Below are 14,458 nucleotides of genomic sequence, written 5' to 3'. Positions count from 1 at the left end.
CCCCTCTTCCCCCCCCCCCCCCTCTGCCTTGGGGGTGTGGGGGGGGGGGGGTTGGGGGGGGGCCGGGGGGGGGCCCCCGGGGGGGGGCAAACCGGGGGGGGCCGGGGCGGCCGCGCGCCCCCCCGGGCCCCGATCGGGAACCTAGACCTGGCCGGTCAGGCCACCGGCTCGACACTCTCGCCGGGTGCGCGTCCGCTCACCCGTTCGGTCTCAAGCGCGGACTGGAGGATCACCACGGCCGCGGCCTGGTCGATCACCGAGCGGCCCTTCTTCGAGGACCGGCCGGAGGCGCGCAGCCCGGCGGCGGCGGTGACGGTGGTCATCCGCTCGTCCACCAGCCGCACGCCGACCGGGTAGGTCAGCATGGCCAGCCGGCCCGCGTACTCGCGGACCTTGGCGGCGGCCGGGCCTTCCTTGCCGCTCAGTGAGCGCGGCAGGCCGACCACCACCTCGATCGCGTCGTACTCCTCGACGATCGCCTTGAGCCGGGCCTGCGAGCGGCCCCCGGCGGGGACGGTCTCCACGGGTGTGGCGATCAGCCCGTCGGGGTCGCAGACCGCGACCCCGATCCGGGCGTCACCCACATCGACGGCGATCCGCCGGCCGCGCCGGAAGACCTTCTCCGGGAACTCGATGTGCTCCTCGCTCACGCGCGCTCGGCCACCAGTGCCCGGACGGCCTCGATCGCCTCGCCGACGGCGGCCGGGTTGGTGCCGCCGCCCTGCGCCACGTCGTCCTTGCCGCCACCGCCGCCGCCGAGCGTCTTCGCCGCGGTGCGGACCAGCTCGCCGGCCTTGATGCCGCGGGCGCGGGCGTCCTCGCTGGTGGCGATGACGGTCAGCGGGCGGTCATTGGCGACGGTGAACGCCGCGACCACGGCCGGGCGGTTGCCGAGCCGGGCGCGGACGTCCAGCACCAGCTTGCGCAGCTCGTCCGCACCGGTGCCGTCACCGACGCGGGCGGCGACCAGGGCCACGCCCTTGACGTCCTCCGCGCCCTCGGCGAGGCCCGCGGCGGCCTGCAGCACCTTCTCGGCGCGGAACTTCTCGATCTCCTTCTCGGCGTCCTTGAGCTTGGCGAGCATGCCGGAGATCTTCTCCGGGAGCTCCTCCGGACGGCCCTTGACCAGCTCGGTGAGCTGGGAGACCACGGTGTGCTCGCGGGCCAGGAACTTGTACGCGTCGACGCCGACCAGCGCCTCCACGCGGCGCACGCCGGAGCCGATCGAGGACTCGCCGAGCAGCTTCACCAGGCCCAGCTGGGCGGTGTTGCCGACGTGCGTGCCACCGCACAGCTCCTTGGAGAAGTCGCCGATGGTGACCACGCGGACCGAGTCGCCGTACTTCTCGCCGAACATCGCGATGGCGCCCTGCTTGCGGGCCTGGTCCATCGTCATGACCTCGGCGGTGACGTCCAGCTCGCGGGTCAGCACGTCGTTGATCTTCTGCTCGACGTCGACCAGCACGCTGCCGGGAACGGCGGCGGGCGAGCCGAAGTCGAAGCGGAAGCGGCCCGGCGCGTTCTCGGAGCCGGCCTGGGCGGCCGTCGGGCCGAGCGCGTCGCGCAGCGCCTGGTGGGTCAGGTGGGTCGCCGAGTGGGCGCGGGCGATGGCCCGGCGGCGCTCGGTGTCGATGGTGGCGTACGCGGACGCGCCGAGCACCACCTCGCCGAACAGCACCCCGCCGGAGTGCACGATGACGCCCGGCACCGGCTGCTGCACGTCGCGGATCTCGACGACCGCGCCGGAGTCCAGCCGGATCCGGCCGTGGTCGGCGAGCTGGCCGCCGCCCTCGGCGTAGAACGGGGTGCGGTCGAGGATCAGCTCAACCTCGTCGCCCTCACTGGCGGCCGGCGACGGGACGCCGTCCACCAGCAGGCCGACCACGGTGGCCTCGCCCTCGGTGTGGTTGTAGCCGGTGAAGACGGACGCGCCGGCGCTGTCGGCGACCTCGCGGTACGCGGCGACGTCGGCGTGGCCCATCTTCTTCGCCTTGGCGTCGGCCTTGGCGCGGTCCCGCTGCTCCTGCATCAGGCGGCGGAAGCCGGCCTCGTCGACCTGGAGGCCCTGTTCCTCGGCCATCTCCAGGGTCAGGTCGATCGGGAAGCCGTAGGTGTCGTGCAGCTTGAACGCCTGCTCGCCGGAGAGCACCACGCTGCCGCCGGCCTTGGTCTCGGTGACGGCGGCGTCCAGCAGGTTGGTGCCGGAGCGCAGGGTCTGCAGGAAGGCGTTCTCCTCGGCGACCACGACCGTCTCGATGCGCTTGCGGTCGGTCTCCAGCTCCGGGTACTGCGGGGCCATCGCCTTGATCGAGATGTCGATCAGGTCCTTGGCGACCGGCCCGGTGGCGCCGAGCAGGCGCATGTTGCGGATCGCGCGGCGCAGGATGCGGCGCAGCACGTAACCGCGGCCCTCGTTGCCGGGGGTGACGCCGTCACCGACGAGCATCAACGCGGTGCGGAAGTGGTCGGTGACCACGCGCAGCGAGACGTCCGACTTGTGGTCGGCGCCGTAGGTGTGGCCGGTGAGCTCGGCGGCGCGGTCGAGGATCATCCGGCTGGTGTCGATCTCGAACAGGTTGTCGACGTCCTGCAGGACGGCGGCGAGGCGCTCCAGGCCGAGGCCGGTGTCGATGTTCTTGCTCGGCAGGTCGCCGAGGATCTCGAACCCGTCCTTGCCGTCGCCGTGGCCGCGCTCGTACTGCATGAAGACCAGGTTCCAGATCTCCAGGTAGCGCTCGCCGTTGACCGCCGGGCCGCCCTCCTCGCCGTACGCGGGGCCGCGGTCGTAGTTGATCTCCGAGCACGGGCCGCACGGGCCGGGAACGCCCATCGACCAGAAGTTGTCCTTCATGCCCAGGCGCTGGATCCGCTCGGACGGGACGCCGATGACGTCACGCCAGATCTGCTCGGCCTCGTCATCGTCCTTGTAGACGGTGATCCAGAGCTTCTCGGGGTCCAGGCCGTAGCCGCCGTCCGCGACGGAGCTGGTGAGCAGCTCCCAGGCGAACTTGATGGCGCCTTCCTTGAAGTAGTCGCCGAACGAGAAGTTGCCGCACATCTGGAAGAACGAGCCGTGCCGGGTGGTCTTCCCGACCTCCTCGATGTCCAGGGTGCGGACGCACTTCTGCACGCTGGTGGCGCGCGAGAACTGCGGCTTGACCTCGCCGAGGAAGTACGGCTTGAAGGGCACCATGCCGGCGTTGACCAGCAGCAGGGTGGGGTCGTCGGCGACCAGCGAGGCCGACGGTACGACGGTGTGGCCGCGCTCCTCGAAGAAGCGCAGCCAGCGGCGGCGGATCTCTGCCGACTCCATCAGTGGGGGTCCTTCCGATCGGTCGTGCTGCCCGGCAGCTCGCGCTGACGGGGCTTGGCAACGATTGTCTGGGGGGTGGTGCGGCGGGTGCCGCGGGACGTGGGCAGGGCGGCGGCCGGGGAGCCCGGGGCCGCCGAGATAGCTCGGCCACCGCTCGACCCGGCCGCGCCGCTGAGCGTGCGGCGGCGGGGCGGCTCGACGACCGCGGTGCCGTCCAGGCCGAGGTCGGCGCGCAGCTGCTGCTCGCGCTCGGCCATGCCGGCCTTCACGTCGCGGGCGAACTGCCGGGCGGCATCGCCGAGTTGGAGCGCGCCGCGGGCGGCGGTGCCGGACAGCGAGTCGGGCGTGAGGCGGTGCACCGCCTCGTTGGCCTTGTTCATGGCCCAGACGGTGGCGCCCGCGCCGACCGCCATCCAGAAGATTCTGCGCACCATCGCCGGTCAGCCCCTCACGGCCCGGCGGACCCGGGCCAGCAGCCCGCCGCGCGGCGCGGTCGCGGCCCGAACCTCGGCCCGGATCAGCCGGGCCAGCTCCTCGCGCTCACCGCTCTGCTGCGGCACCACGGGCCCGGCCTGCTGCCGGTTCACGGCCCGGCGCACGCCGTAGCTGAACGCGGCCAGCTTCACCAGCGGCCCGCCGACGGTGGCGGCCACCGTCGAGGACAGCGCCTTGGCGTCGGCCGCCGCGTCCTGGACGTTGGCGGTGATCTCGTCGACCCGCTCCAACTGCTCGTGCGCGCTGCGGACGGCGGCGTTCGCGTCCTGCAGCAGCGGCACGGCCTGCTCGGTGACGGCGGAGACCAGGACGGTCGCCTCCCGCAGCACCTTGGACAGCCGGACCAGGACCACGGCGAGCAGGGTGACCAGGACCGCCCAGAAGACGGCGACCAGCAGCCCGGCCAGCTCTCCCACGGACACCTTCGCGCGCTCCCTCGCCTGTCGCTGCGACACTCTTGCAATCCGGGGTTGCGCAACTATCACAATCCCAGAGCTGAACCCTACCGTGGCGGCCGACCGCTCCCCGACCGGATATCGGCAGGTACGCCCGCCCCCGAACCGGTCGGATGTGCGAACACCGCGCGTAACCTACCGCCCGGTCACCTCGTTGGTGAGTTGGCTCGCGGAAGCGCGCGCCCACCGGTGAACGGGTTCCTAGCGACGGGGGCGTCCCTATGGATGGCATGGCGGCAGCGCCGAGAGAACCGGGCCGACTGCCCGCCGAAGCCACCGCGTTCATCGGCCGGGCCGCCGAACTCGAGGCCCTGACCGCCCTGTTGGGCCGCTCCCGGCTGGTCACCGTGACCGGCCCGGGCGGGGTCGGCAAGTCCCGGCTGGCGCTGCGGGCCGCCGCCCGGCTCGCCCCCGATTTCCCGGACGGCACGCGCCTCGCCGACCTCGCGCCGGTCCGTGATCCGCTGCTGCTCGGCCCCGCCGTACGGGCCGCCCTGGACCCCACCGGCCGGTTGCCGCTCGCCGAGCGCCGCGTGCTGCTGGTGCTGGACGGCTGCGAGCACCTGGTCGACGCCTGTGCCGAACTGGTCGACTCGCTGCTGCGCGCCGCGCCCGGGCTGCGGGTGCTGGCCACCTCCCGCCAGTCGCTGCGGGCGGCCGGCGAGCACCTGCTGCCGCTGGCCCCGCTGCCGGTCGAGCCGGGAGGCGGCGGGGCCGACTCGGAGGCGATGCGGCTGTTCGCCGACCGGGCCGCCGCCGCCCGGCCCGGCTTCCGCCTGGCGGGCGCCAACCGCGCCGGGGTGGCGCTGCTCTGCCGCCGCCTGGACGGCCTCCCACTGGCCCTGGAGCTGGCCGCCGGCCGGTTGCGCGGGCTGTCCGTGGAGCAGCTGCTGGCCCGGCTCGACGACCGCTTCCGGCTGCTCACCGGCGGCGGCCGCACCGCCCCGTCCCGGCACCGGACGATGCGCACAGCGATCGGCTGGAGCCACGAACTCTGCACCATGCAGGAACGTTTACTCTGGGCCCGTCTGTCGGTCTTCGCCGGCGACTTCGACCTGGACGCCGCCGAATACGTCTGCGGCGGCCACGGGCTGGACCTCGACGACGTCCTCGCCCTGCTCGACTCGCTGGCCGACAAGTCCGTCCTCGAACGCCACGACGGCGAACCCGCCCGGTTCCGGATGCTCGACACCCTGCGCGACTACGGCGGCCACTGGCTGCGGGCCGGCGACGACCACCGGCGGCTGCTGCGCCGCCACCGCGACTGGTACCTGGGCGTCGCCACCTGGGGCGAGGTCGAGTGGTTCGGCCCCCGGCAGGCCGAGACCGCCGAACGCACCCGGCTCGCCCACCCGAACCTGCGCGCCGCCCTGGAGTTCTCGCTCGCCGAACCCGGCGAGGAACAGCCCGCCCTCACCCTGGCCGGCGCCCTCTGGTACTTCTGGCTCGGCACCGGCCTGCTCGGCGAGGGCCGCCACTGGCTCGACCGCGCCCTCGCCCGCGCCCCCGAAGCGACCGAAGCCCGCGCCAAGGCCCTCTGGATCACCGGCCACCTCGCCACCCTCCAAGGCGACCCGGCCCGCGCCCGCCCCGCCCTCGAGCGGTGCCACCGCCAGGCCCTGGCCACCGGCGACCGCCGGGCCCTCGCCCACGCCGTCCACCGCCAGGGATGCGCCGCCCTGATCGGCGACGACCCGGCCCGCGCCGCCGAACTCCTCGACGAGGCACTGCGGCACTACACCGCCCTCGGCGAGCTCGACACCCACGTCCTGATGGCCATGGCCGAACTCGCCCTGGCCCACCTGTTCCTCGGCGACGGCCCGGGCGCCGCCGCCTGGGCGGAACGCGTCCGGCAGACCTGCGAGACGCACGGCGAGCAGTGGGCGCACGCCTACGGCCTGTACACGCTGGCCCACGCCCGCCGGCAGTCCGGCGAGTCGCGGGCCGCCCGGGGCTTCGCCCGCGACTCGATCCGCCTCACCCACCCGCTGGGCGACCCGCTCGGCCTCGCCCTCGCGATGGACCTGCTGGCCCTGCTCGCCACCGAGGACCCCGCCCCCGACCCGTACGAGGCGCGCGTCCTGCAGGGCGCCGCCCACCGGCTCTGGACGGCCCTCGGCACCCCGTTCCTCGGCTCCCGCACCTTCCGCGGCCCGCACCGCACCTGCGAGCAGCGCGCCCGCGCCGCCCTCACCGCGCAGCAGTACGAGGAAGCGTTCCGGCTGGGCACCCGCCTCGACCTCGACACCGCCGTCCACCGCGCCCTGAACACCTGACCGGAAACGGGAAACGCCCCCGCGGTCCGAAGACCGAGGGGGCGTTCCGCTCGCGGGTCAGCGCGAGTAGTACTCGACGACCAGCTGCTCGTCGCAGACAACCGGAACCTCGCGGCGCTGCGGCGCGCGGTCCAGGCGGAAGGCCAGGGCCTTCAGGTTGACCTCGAGGTACTTCGGGGTCTGGCCCTCGCCGGCGTTGCCACCCTCGCGAGCCACCTGGAAGGGGACCTTCTCCTTGGACTTTTCCTTCACCGTGACGACGTAGCCCGGCTTCATCTGGAACGACGGCTTGTTGACCTTCGAGCCGTTGACCTCGATGTGACCGTGCACGACCATCTGGCGGGCCTGGTAGATGGTGCGGGCGATGCCCGAACGCAGAACCAGGGCGTCGAGGCGGACCTCCAGCAGGGCGACGAGCGCCTCACCGGTCTTGCCCTCGACCTTCTTGGCGGCCTCGAAGGCACGCGCCATCTGCTTCTCGCTGAGGTCGTACTGCGCGCGCAGACGCTGCTTCTCGGTCAGACGGACCTTGTAGTCAGAGTTCTGCTTGCGGCCACGGCCGTGCTGGCCGGGCGGGTACGGGCGGGCCTCGAAGTACTTGACGGACTTCGGGGTCAGCGGAACGCCGAGAGCACGGGCGATCTTGACCTTGGGGCGCTTCTGGTTCGCCATGTTTCCTTTTCCTGTTCAGATACGGCTGTCACCAGGTGTTGACGGAGGACGCTTCTCGCGGCCCGGAGAAAAACCGTCCGTCGCCGGATGGTCAGCCGCTCTCCGCGACCGGGCACTATGTGCTTGCACACGAGACGCCCACCGACCGGGAAAGGTGGCGGGCTGCCCGCGACACCGAAAACCGGTGCGCGCCGCTCCTGGAGAACTCCCTTGCGGGAGGCCTCCGTTGGTTGCCCCGCTGGTGCGGCCGGTCGTTCCTCGCGGAACCCCGGGCCCGGGACACACTGCGGACAGTCTACAGGCTGTTCACTCGCCCTTGAGCCGGGCCCTGGTCCACTCCGCGATCTCCGCGTACCGGGCCTCGCCACCCCGCCTGGTCGGCTTGTAGTACTCCTTGCCGTGCACCGCGTCCGGCGCGTACTGCTGCGCCGCGATGCCCTCCGCCAGGTCGTGCGGGTACTGGTACCCCTTGCCGTGCCCGAGCTTCTTCGCCCCGCCGTAGTGCGCGTCCCGCAGATGCGGCGGCACCGCGCCCGCCAGCCCCTGCCGGACGTCCGCCAGCGCGGCGTCGATCGCCAGGTACGCGGCGTTCGACTTCGGCGCCAGCGCGAGCGCGATCGCCGCCTGCGACAGGATGATCCGCGCCTCCGGGAACCCGATCAGCGCCACCGCCTGCGCCGCCGCGACCGCCGTCGACAGCGCGGTCGGATCTGCCAGCCCGATGTCCTCGCTCGCCGAGATCATCAACCGGCGCGCGATGAACCGCGGGTCCTCCCCCGCCTCGATCATCCGCGCCAGGTAGTGCAGCGTGGCATCCACATCACTGCCCCGGATCGACTTGATCAGCGCACTCGCCACGTCGTAGTGCTGGTCGCCGTCCCGGTCGTACCGCACCGCCGCCTTGTTCACGGCCGTCTCGGTCGCCGCCAGCGTCAGCACGCCCCCGCCCTGCTCCAGCGCCGCCCCCGCCGCCGCCTCCAGCATGGTCAACGCCCGCCGGGCATCACCCCCGGCCAACCGCACCAGGTGGTCCTCCGCCTCCTCCGCCAGCTCCACGCTCCCGCCGAGCCCGCGCTCGTCGGTGGTCGCCCGGCGCAGCAGGACGCGAATGTCCTCGTCGGTCAGCGACTCCAGGGTCAGCAGCAACGACCGCGACAGCAGCGGCGAAATGATCGAGAAGTACGGGTTCTCGGTGGTCGCCGCGATCAGCGTCACCCACCGGTTCTCCACCGCCGGGAGCAAGGAATCCTGCTGCGCCTTCGAGAACCGGTGGATCTCGTCCAGGAACAGCACCGTCTCCCGCCCGGTCATCCCGACCGCCCGACGCGCCCCCTCGATCACCGCCCGGACTTCCTTGACCCCGTGCGTGATCGCCGAAAGCTCGACGAACCGCCCCTCCACCGCCTGGCTGATCACATGCGCCAGCGTGGTCTTCCCCGTCCCCGGCGGCCCCCACAGAATCACCGAACTCGTCGCCGCCGGCCCCTTGGCGCCCGCCACCAGCCGCCGCAACGGCGACCCGTCCTTCAACAGCTGCTGCTGCCCGGCCACCTCGTCCAACGTCCGCGGCCGCATCCGCACCGCCAGTGGGGCGCGCCCCGGCTCGGCACTCTGGCGTTCCTCGGCTGCATGCGTGAAAAGGTCGGGCTCGTCCACGGAACGCAACCCTATACGGTGCGAAATCAGGGGCGCGGGGAACTGCGCGAAGGGGGAACGCGCCCACCAGCCAGATCCCGACGCAGGACAGCCACTTGCACGTGATCGCGACCTCGCGGACGTGATGTGCGCTTGTCGCGCAGTTCTCCCCCAGCCCTAGCGGGCCGGGAGGTGCCCCCACGCGCCCCTGTTCTCGCGCCCCTCCGCTCGCGCAGGTCTCCCCGCGCCCGCCTGCTCTCAGCCCTCCGGCGGCCGGTGAAGCAGGACGACGTCGAACTCCTCCATCCCGTAGATCACCGTCCCGGAAGCCTTGCTCGCCGCCGCGCGAACCGCGGCCTGCGCCCCGCGCGAGGCCTCGAACGCCCCCCGGTCCGCGAAGATCGTCCCGACCACCCCTACCGACCGCCCGCGGTCGATGAGCATGGCGGCGCCCACATACCCGTCGATCTCCCTGATCGCCGGGAGGCCGCTCTCCTCGAATCCCTTCACCACCCCGTCCAACCCGGCCGCGTCGTACGCGAAGCGAGTCAGCCGGAAGCCCCCGTTCTCCACCGCGGGCCCGGGTTCCGCCGCGACAACGTCCCAGCGGTTGACGGCAACGGTCGCGGCGAACGGCACCAGCAACGTGTCCCGCCGGTCGGCCAACGCAGTGTCACTCGCGGCTTCGTGTTCGGGGCTGTCCCACCAGGAGCCCATGGTGAGCGTGCCGAGCGCCCGGTTGGCGAACAGCCCGTAGCCGCGGTAGCCGGGCTGGGTGGAGAGGAGTTCGACAGCCTCGCCGCGCAGCGCGTCGAGGCTGTCCTCCAACAGGGCGGGGTCTCCGGTGGCGTAGACGGTACGGACATACATGGGAGTGCCTCCAGCCGTTGCGGGATCCCCTCCATCGCACGCCCGCCACGTCGGCCGGGTCAACCGGGGGCGGTCACCGGGCGAGCAGTGTCGCGGTGTGGTCGAAGACGTACTTCTGGAGGTCGCGCGGCGGCCGCTGGTACCCGCGCGGTTCGGGCCGGTCCGGAAGTGTGATCGCCGGGCGGACCACCTCGTGGTACGGGACGGAGGACAGCAGGTGGGCGATCATGTTGAGCCGGGCGCGGCGCTTGTCGTCGCTGTCGACGACGTTCCACGGGGATTCGGGGATGTCGGTGTAGACGAACATCTCGTCCTTGGCCCGCGAGTAGTCCTCCCAGCGGGTGATGGATTCGACGTCCATCGGGGAGAGCTTCCACTGCCGCATGGGGTCGTCGAGGCGGTCGCGGAAGCGGCGTTCCTGTTCGATGTCACTGACCGAGAACCAGTACTTGCGCAGCACGATGCCCGCTTCGATGAGCATCCGTTCGAAGGTGGGGCACTGGTGGAGGAACTGCCAGTACTCCTCCTCGGTGCAGAATCCCATCACCTTCTCGACGCCGGCCCGGTTGTACCAGGACCGGTCGAACAGCACCATCTCGCCGGCCGCCGGGAGCTGCTCGACGTAGCGCTGGAAGTACCACTGACCGCGCTGGCGTTCGGTGGGGGCGGGGAGGGCGACGATCCGGGCGATGCGGGGGTTGAGGTATTCGGTGACGCGTTTGATCGCGCCGCCCTTGCCGGCGGCGTCCCGGCCCTCGAAGATCACGACCATCCGGATGCCCTCGCTGCGCACCCACTCCTGCATCTTGACCAGCTCCTGCTGGAGCCGGAGCAGTTCGGGTTCGTAGATCCGCTTGGGGATGCGCGGGGCGCTCTTGGCGCCGCGGGGCTTCCTGCCTCGCTTGGGGTCCGCCACTTCGTGTGCCTTTCTCACCGTGCCGCCGACGAGCACTCACGCTACGGGCCGCCGGTGGTCGACGCAGGTCGGCCGACGGCCAGTGGCGGGCGTCGGTCAGACTTCGTCGAACGGCGCCGCGTAGCGGCAGACGCCGTGCGGGGCGCTGTCCGCGCCGGACAGCAGGAGTGCCTGGAAGTACACGTCAGGGACGTCGTACGGGCCGCTGATGCGGTGTCCGGAGGCGGGCGCGAAGCCGAACCGCCCGTAGTAGCCGGGGTCGCCGAGGACCACCACGACGCGCTCGCCGGCTTCCGCGGCGGCGGTCAGCGCGGCCCGGACCACGGCGGTGCCGACGCCCTTGCGCTGCCATTCGGGGGCGACGGCGACGGGGGCGAGGGCGAGTCCCTTGCCGTTGCCGATCTTCAGCCGGGTGAGCAGGGCGTGGCCGATGACGACCTCGCGGTCGTCGACGGCGACCAGGGAGAGTTCCGGCAGCCAGGCGGGGTCACGGCGCAGCGCGTCCACCAGGTCCGCCTCTTCGGGGCCTGGGAAGGCCGCCATGTGCACGCGCCGGGTCTCGGCGGTGTCGGTGGGGAGTTCAACTCTGGTTCGTACGGTCATCCTTGACCCCTCTTGCGCCCTGCACCCCGTCGTGCAGCGTTCCGGCCCCGGGCGGTGCGAGCCTACTCCTGGTAGGCGGGCACCGGCCGGGGCCGGAACGAATCGTGATCTTTGTGATGTGCCGTCAGTTTTCGACGGTGCGTCAGACGGTGGGTCAGGCGGTGGGCTCGGCCTCCGCCTTGGCGCCGTCCTTGGCCTTCGGCTTGGCGTCCACGCCGGCCTCCCGGCGCTGGGCCGGGGTGATCGGGGTGGGGGCGCCGGTCAGCGGGTCGCCGCCGGTGGAGGTCTTCGGGAAGGCGATGACGTCCCGGATGGTGTCGTAGCCGCCCAGCAGGGTGACCACGCGGTCCAGGCCGAGCGCGATGCCGCCGTGCGGCGGCGGGCCGTAGTTGAAGGCGTCCAGCAGGAAGCCGAACTGCGAGGCGGCCTCCTCCTCGGACAGGCCGATCGCGTCGAACGCCCGCTTCTGCACGTCGCGCTGGTGGATACGGATCGAACCGCCGCCCAGCTCCGAGCCGTTGAGCACCAGGTCGTACGCGTTGGAGAGCGCGCTGCCCGGGTCGGTGTCGAAGGTGGCGAGCGACTCGGCGGTGGGCGCGGTGAACGGGTGGTGCACCGCGTGCCAGCCCTGGAACTCGCCCTTGTCGTCCTCGATCGGCTCGAACATCGGGAAGTCCACGACCCAGAGGAAGGCCCACTGGGACTCGTCGATCAGGTTGCAGCGGCGGCCGATCTCCAGGCGGGCGGCGCCGAGCAGCTCCTGCGAGGCGGTCTTCTTGCCGGCCGCGAAGAACACCGCGTCGCCGGGCTTGGCGCCGGCGGCGGCGGCCAGGCCGGCCAGGTGCTCCTCGGACAGGTTCTTGGCGACCGGGCCGCGCAGTTCGCCGGTCTCGGCGTCCACCAGGACGTACGCGAGGCCGCGGGCGCCGCGGGCCTTCGCCCAGTCCTGCCAGGCGTCGAGCTGCTTGCGGGGCTGCGAGGCGCCGCCGGGCATCACGACCGCGCCGACGTACGGCGCCTGGAAGACCCGGAACTCGGTGCCCTTGAAGTACTCGGTCAGGTCGGTGAGTTCCTGGCCGAAGCGGACGTCCGGCTTGTCGGAGCCGTAGCGCGACATGGCGTCGACGTACGTCATCCGCGGCAGCGGGTTGGGGATCTCGTAGCCGTGCACCTCGCGCCAGATCGCGGCGATGACCTTCTCGCCGAGGGCCAGGATGTCCTCCTGGTCGACGAACGACGCCTCGATGTCCAGCTGGGTGAACTCCGGCTGCCGGTCGGCGCGGAAGTCCTCGTCGCGGAAGCAGCGGGCGATCTGGTAGTAGCGCTCCATGCCGGCCACCATCAGCAGCTGCTTGAACAGCTGCGGGGACTGCGGCAGGGCGTACCAGTGGCCGGGCTGGAGGCGGACCGGGACCAGGAAGTCGCGGGCGCCCTCGGGGGTGGAGCGGGTCAGGTACGGGGTCTCGATGTCGAGGTAGTCGTTCTCCTCCATCACCGTGCGGATGATGTGGTTGACCTTCGAGCGCAGCCGCAGCGCGCGGGCCGGGCCCTCGCGGCGCAGGTCGAGGTAGCGGTAGCGGAGCCGCACCTCCTCGTTGACCGAACCGGGCTCGTACTCGGCGACCTGGAACGGCAGCGGCGCGGCCTCGGACAGCACCTCGATGGACTCGACGACGACCTCGACGGCGCCGGTCGGGATGTCCGGGTTCTCGTTGCCCTCGGGGCGGACCCGGACGTCGCCGATCACCTTCACGCAGTACTCGGAGCGCAGCCCGTGCACCGACTCCAGGTCGCGGACCACGACCTGCACAGTGCCGGAGGCGTCCCGCAGATCGATGAAGGCCACGCCGCCGTGGTCACGGCGGCGGGCCACCCAGCCGGCCAGGGTGACGGTGGTGCCGGCGTGCTCCGGTCGGAGCGTGCCCGCGTCGTGCGTGCGGATCACAGCTGCTTCTCCTTCAGGGTGGTGACGAGCGCCTCGAGGGCGACGGGGGTCTGCTCGCCGGACTCCATGTCCTTGAGCTGGACCACGCCCTCGGCGAGGTCCCGGTCGCCCGCGATCAGGGCGAAGCGTGCTCCGGACCTGTTCGCGGACTTCATGGCGTTCTTGATGCTCTTGACGCCGAACGCGAGGTCGGTGGCGACGCCGGCCCGGCGCAGCTCGACGGTCTTCGCGAACAGCACGTTCTTGGCTTCCTCGCCGAGCGCGACCGCGTACACCTCGGTGGTGACGGGCAGGTCGAGCTCGATGCCTTCGGCCTCCAGCGCGAGGAAGGTGCGGTCCACACCCAGGCCCCAGCCGACCGAGGGCAGCGCCGGGCCGCCCAGCATCTCGGACAGGCCGTCGTAGCGGCCGCCGCCGCCGATCGCGGACTGCGAGCCGAGGCCGCCGTGCACGAACTCGAAGGTGGTGCGGGTGTAGTAGTCCAGGCCGCGCACCAGCTTGGGGTCGTCGACGAACGCGACCCCGGCGGCGGTGAGCAGCTCGCGGACCTTCTCGTCGTACGCCTTGCAGTCCTCGCACAGGTAGTCGCGCAGCATGGGCGCGTCCACCAGCTGGGCCTGCACCTCGGGGCGCTTGTCGTCGAGGACGCGCAGCGGGTTGATCTCGGCGCGGCGGCGGGTGTCGGCGTCCAGCTCGAGGCCGGAGAGGAAGTCCACCAGCGCGGTGCGGTAGACCGGGCGGCACTGCTGGTCGCCGAGCGAGTTCAGCAGCAGCTTGTACTCGCGCAGGCCGAGCGAGCGGAAGGCGTCGTCGGCGAGGATGATCAGCTCGGCGTCCAGCGCCGGGTCCTCGGCGCCCAGCGCCTCCGCGCCGACCTGCGAGAACTGCCGGTAGCGGCCCTTCTGCGGGCGCTCGTAGCGGTAGAAGTTGCCGGAGTACCAGAGCTTGACCGGCAGGTTGCCGAGCTTGTGCAGGTTGGCTTCCAGCGTGGCGCGGACCACCGACGCGGTGCCCTCGGGGCGCAGCGCGAGGTCCTCGCTGCTCTCGGGGCGCTTGGCGAGGGTGAACATCTCCTTGGTGACGATGTCGGTGGACTCGCCGACGCCGCGGGAGAACAGCTTGACGTCCTCGAACACGGGGGTCTCGACGTAGCCGTACCCGGCGCGGCGCAGCGGCGCGGACAGCCGCTCGCGGATCGCCAGGTAGGCCGCGGAGTTGACCGTGGGCAGCAGGTCGTAGGTGCCCTTGGGGGCGGTGAAGGTGCTCAACTTCTCTTCC

12 protein-coding genes are annotated in these 14,458 nt (G+C 72.1%); 1 reads left to right on the top strand and 11 read right to left on the bottom strand.

What is annotated here, in order from left to right:
* Positions 1–155: 155 nt before the first annotated feature.
* The 4 genes from ruvX to ACIHEI_RS18240 are packed head-to-tail and all read right to left on the bottom strand — an operon-like array spanning position 156 to position 4,230.
* On the bottom strand, positions 156–650 hold the full coding sequence (gene ruvX / locus ACIHEI_RS18255; RefSeq protein WP_396607319.1) for a Holliday junction resolvase RuvX: 495 nt from the start codon (positions 648–650) through the stop codon (positions 156–158).
* The gene (alaS, locus tag ACIHEI_RS18250; protein ID WP_387642914.1) at positions 647–3,313 is read right to left on the bottom strand and encodes an alanine--tRNA ligase; all 2,667 of its coding nucleotides are present in this window, start codon (positions 3,311–3,313) and stop codon (positions 647–649) included. The genes ruvX and alaS overlap by 4 nt, the downstream gene beginning before the upstream one ends.
* Positions 3,313–3,747, bottom strand: a complete 435-nt coding sequence (locus ACIHEI_RS18245; protein WP_387642915.1) for a DUF6167 family protein — start codon at positions 3,745–3,747, stop codon at positions 3,313–3,315. The genes alaS and ACIHEI_RS18245 overlap by 1 nt, the downstream gene beginning before the upstream one ends.
* 6 nt (positions 3,748–3,753) lie before the next feature.
* A complete protein-coding gene (locus ACIHEI_RS18240) occupies positions 3,754–4,230 on the bottom strand; it encodes a DUF948 domain-containing protein (RefSeq protein ID WP_387861619.1) in 477 nt (158 codons plus the stop codon).
* Positions 4,231–4,493: 263 nt separating this feature from the next.
* Between ACIHEI_RS18240 and ACIHEI_RS18235 the strand changes: the two genes are divergently transcribed.
* Entirely contained in the window at positions 4,494–6,539 is a 2,046-nt protein-coding gene (locus tag ACIHEI_RS18235) for an ATP-binding protein (RefSeq protein ID WP_396607318.1), read from the top strand.
* Between the two features lie 57 nt (positions 6,540–6,596).
* Here ACIHEI_RS18235 and rpsD read toward each other — a convergent pair whose 3' ends face one another.
* The 7 genes from rpsD to hisS form a co-directional block, all read right to left on the bottom strand.
* Entirely contained in the window at positions 6,597–7,211 is a 615-nt protein-coding gene (rpsD, locus tag ACIHEI_RS18230; protein WP_035860039.1) for a 30S ribosomal protein S4, read from the bottom strand.
* 306 nt (positions 7,212–7,517) lie between these two features.
* The gene (locus tag ACIHEI_RS18225) at positions 7,518–8,867 is read right to left on the bottom strand and encodes a replication-associated recombination protein A (RefSeq protein WP_387643039.1); all 1,350 of its coding nucleotides are present in this window, start codon (positions 8,865–8,867) and stop codon (positions 7,518–7,520) included.
* Between the two features lie 237 nt (positions 8,868–9,104).
* Positions 9,105–9,716, bottom strand: a complete 612-nt coding sequence (locus ACIHEI_RS18220) for a hypothetical protein (protein WP_392954768.1) — start codon at positions 9,714–9,716, stop codon at positions 9,105–9,107.
* Between the two features lie 73 nt (positions 9,717–9,789).
* The gene (ppk2, locus tag ACIHEI_RS18215; protein ID WP_387861926.1) at positions 9,790–10,578 is read right to left on the bottom strand and encodes a polyphosphate kinase 2; all 789 of its coding nucleotides are present in this window, start codon (positions 10,576–10,578) and stop codon (positions 9,790–9,792) included.
* Positions 10,579–10,728: 150 nt separating this feature from the next.
* On the bottom strand, positions 10,729–11,235 hold the full coding sequence (locus tag ACIHEI_RS18210; RefSeq protein ID WP_392954770.1) for a GNAT family N-acetyltransferase: 507 nt from the start codon (positions 11,233–11,235) through the stop codon (positions 10,729–10,731).
* 154 nt (positions 11,236–11,389) lie between these two features.
* Positions 11,390–13,180, bottom strand: coding sequence for an aspartate--tRNA ligase (gene aspS, locus ACIHEI_RS18205; RefSeq protein WP_387642920.1), 1,791 nt, complete (start codon positions 13,178–13,180; stop codon positions 11,390–11,392).
* Positions 13,177–14,448 carry a histidine--tRNA ligase gene (gene hisS / locus ACIHEI_RS18200; RefSeq protein WP_392954774.1) on the bottom strand — a complete coding sequence of 424 codons (1,272 nt, stop codon included), beginning with the start codon at positions 14,446–14,448 and terminating at the stop codon, positions 13,177–13,179. The genes aspS and hisS overlap by 4 nt, the downstream gene beginning before the upstream one ends.
* Positions 14,449–14,458 lie beyond the last annotated feature (10 nt).

Origin of the sequence: Kitasatospora sp. NPDC051984, from assembly GCF_044593455.1 — a bacterium.
Classification (GTDB): domain Bacteria; phylum Actinomycetota; class Actinomycetes; order Streptomycetales; family Streptomycetaceae; genus Kitasatospora.
The sequence above is the reverse complement of the archived record's forward strand: the minus strand, read 5'-3'. Positions and strand labels throughout refer to the sequence as shown.

Coding starts and splice junctions, on each gene's coding strand:
- alaS (WP_387642914.1), bottom strand. CDS start 3,313: ATGGAGTCGGCAGAGATCCGCCGCCGCTGGCTGCGCTTCTTCGAGGAG.
- ACIHEI_RS18245 (WP_387642915.1), bottom strand. CDS start 3,747: ATGGTGCGCAGAATCTTCTGGATGGCGGTCGGCGCGGGCGCCACCGTC.
- ACIHEI_RS18210 (WP_392954770.1), bottom strand. CDS start 11,235: ATGACCGTACGAACCAGAGTTGAACTCCCCACCGACACCGCCGAGACC.
- ACIHEI_RS18220 (WP_392954768.1), bottom strand. CDS start 9,716: ATGTATGTCCGTACCGTCTACGCCACCGGAGACCCCGCCCTGTTGGAG.
- rpsD (WP_035860039.1), bottom strand. CDS start 7,211: ATGGCGAACCAGAAGCGCCCCAAGGTCAAGATCGCCCGTGCTCTCGGC.
- ACIHEI_RS18235 (WP_396607318.1), top strand. CDS start 4,494: ATGGCGGCAGCGCCGAGAGAACCGGGCCGACTGCCCGCCGAAGCCACC.